At 48.9% G+C, this 3,130-nt stretch carries 1 protein-coding gene; it reads left to right on the forward strand.

Features of this window, described 5'->3' with window-relative positions; genetic code table 11:
* Positions 1 to 250 precede the first annotated feature (250 nt).
* Positions 251 to 3,103, forward strand: a complete 2,853-nt coding sequence (locus J7K63_03915) for a T9SS type A sorting domain-containing protein (GenBank protein ID MCD6234170.1) — start codon at positions 251 to 253, stop codon at positions 3,101 to 3,103.
* Positions 3,104 to 3,130: the final 27 nt, after the last annotated feature.

A 3,130-nucleotide genomic window follows, 5' to 3' on the forward strand; every position in this document is an offset into this window, starting at 1 on the left:
CGTCACGCGTTACGCGTCATTCCCCCAGACAAACCGGCTTTTATTTCACAGGGCAGACAATCGAATCAATCATCCAATCAATTTCTCACTACTGTCGACTATTGACTGTTGACTGACGACTGTCCACTGTCTACTGCAGACTGCCGACTGTCCACTGTCCACTATCTCGCTCCTCTCCTATGGGTATTCACACTTTCTTTTACTATATTCACGGAGTTTGATTGCTTAATGATTATGATAAAGGGATTCCATGAAAAAATTCGAACCTCTCTTGATGTTTTTATTTCTGACATCATTTTTATACGGTGAATATACGTTCAGATCACAACTCTTCATCCCCTGGGGTAAAACGGAAAATACCGTCCGATATGAAGAAGCACCTGGAGGACGTTTTGGTCCCACCGCTTTCCGGGTAACACACCATGAAATACAAATACTGGATGCCCGGAACCGCTCCGTAAAAATCTTTCAGAATGACTCCCTGATTTGGCAAAAATCCTTCAGCTGTCCCACCGCCGATGATTTTATCCTGGAAAACGGCGATTTGTACCTCCTTTCGGCCAACCGGGTGGAAAAATCCTTGGAAGACAAATCTATCCCCATCTTTGAACCGGAGAGTTTCCGGGAGCGAATAACAGGATTGTATGAATCCTATTCCAAAAACATCTATCTGCCATCGGTAAGCGGCAAAACATTTGTCCTCAATAAAACAAAAGGAAATGTGACAAAGACCCTGGATGGAACTGCAATCCGGGAAAACAATCCTGTAAATATCCATTTCCAGCCGGGAGATCCGGTCCGTGTCCGGACAGCTTCAGGAAAAACGTTTAACCTGAATATTGAGAATCCCGGACTGGTACGGCTGATTGGGATGGATAAAAGGGGAGATCTTTATTTTTACATAGAACGCATCGTTGAACATCTGCCTCTGAAAGTGGAACGCTGTATTCTGGTCACGACACCGGAGGGTTTTGAACACACACGCATACATGTACCGGTACTCATGTGGACTGAAATCTTCCGGGAATTTCAGGTGGATGAATCCGGTAATATCCACCACATGATCAGCACTGAGGAAGGGATTCATATCATCAGCTGGATCCGCACAACCGGAGATGAAAACACATTTCATGAATACCATTACCCGGTGGAACTGGATCGAAATGTACACTTCAATCAGCTTAGGGATGAGAGTTGGGAGGCAACCCCGGAAAACCCTCCGACAACGCCGGCGCCCAAGGGAGTCACCCGGGATGAGGCGCTGGCGATTGCGGACACTTATGTACAGCATGCATGGAACTGCCGGGCTGAAAACCTGACCAATGGCCGGATAACCGTCAACGGCATTGAAGTGGAAACTCCACCGTGGATTGAAATCGGAGAAAACCGGAAAATCCCCTATAAGTGGGGCGGGTTTCATACCCTGGATCAATACGACAGCGGACTTTTAAACAACAAATATGCCGGGGATATCGCCACCAGCGGTGTGAGCAGTGCGGCCGTGGGGGTGGATTGCTCCGGCTTTGTGAGCCGGTGCTGGAAACTTACTTCCCATTATTCCACAAGCATGATGAATTCATATACTTCGCTCTTTACAAAGGTTGCGGACTGGGACCTGTTTCTTCCGGCGGATGCCCTGCATAAAGTGGGACACGTGCGCCTGGGCGTGGCACGGAATGCAGACGGATCCATTCTGGCCGTGGAAGCCGCCGGCAACAGCACAGGCTGGAAAGTGGATTACCGGAATTACACACTGGCAAATTTATCCGATTACACACTTTTAAAATACACTGGTATGAGCGGCGGTGTAAGTTACCTTTCCCAGCCTGAACTCCTGACGGTTTCATCTCTGCCCGGCGATTCGGTGAAAATCACCTGGACCCCTTTCAGTGGGGAGGGAGATGAAACCGGTGTGAAGATCATGTTTGATTCCATGGATGACATAGAACCATCTATCCACGATACACTCATTCCCTTGCACCTGAATTCCGTCGTTATGCCGAAACCCGCCGACCCCCTCTTTGTTACCCTGGTCTCCGTGGACAAGGATGGCAACGAAAGCATGCCATCCGACACCTATGGAACCTCGGGAATGGGTGAAGATGACCCTTTTCTGGTTGTGGATGGATTTACCCGGACCGGCTCAGGCGCCAGTTATGTTCTCCCCTATCATGATTTTGCACTTGCACCCGCAAAAGCCTTATCGAATTGGGATATCCCTTATAACACGTGTACAGCCAAAGCCATTACCGATGGATGGATTCTCCTGGAGGATTATCCGGCGGTTTTCTGGAATACCGGAGACGAGAGTACGATTGATGAATCCTTTTCGGATGAGGAGCAGGGACTGATCAAGACATATCTCCAACAGGGCGGCCGTTTTGCCGCTACCGGATCCGAAATCGCATGGGATCTGGACAACAAGGGCACATCCACGGATAAGGACTTTATTCGGAACTACCTGAAGGCGGCTTACCGAGTGGATGATGCCGGCAACGTTCCTGTAAAAATACTTACAGGTCCTTATGCCGATGTGCTGGTGGAATACGACAACGGTGCCCATGGGGTGTATGAGGAGGATTATCCGGACGGTTTGACGCCCGTCAATGGCGGTGGGGCCTTTCTCGAATATCAATCCAGTCCGCGCTATACGGCCGGAGTGAGTTTTTACGGCTCTGTCCCCGGTGGAACAACCACTTGCCGAACAGCTCTTGTAGGATTTCCTTTTGAAACCATCTGGCAAAAAGAACAACAAATTCTGCTCATGGCTACCCTGCTCTGGGAACTGGGTTTTGATGAATACCCTCTCCATACGGAAACACCGGAAATTCCCGGGGATTTTGTTTTGCACGGCAACTATCCCAATCCATTCAACACATCGACGGTTATCCGCTTTACCCTGCCGGATCCTGCCGATGTCAAACTGACGGTTTATGATCTGTCGGGACGGGAGATCTTTTCTGTAACAGAAAAAAATCTCTCTTCCGGTCAAAACCATCTGTCCCTCAACTTTCCAGACAAATCCAGCGGAATGTACCTTTATACCCTTTCTGCCGGGACTCCCAAAAAACATCTCGTCGGTAAAATGACTCTGCTGAAATAGAATTCAGGTTGTGGGTTGCGACCATCA

Source organism: Candidatus Neomarinimicrobiota bacterium (genome assembly GCA_021157965.1).
GTDB lineage: Bacteria > Fidelibacterota > Fidelibacteria > Fidelibacterales > Fidelibacteraceae > Fidelibacter.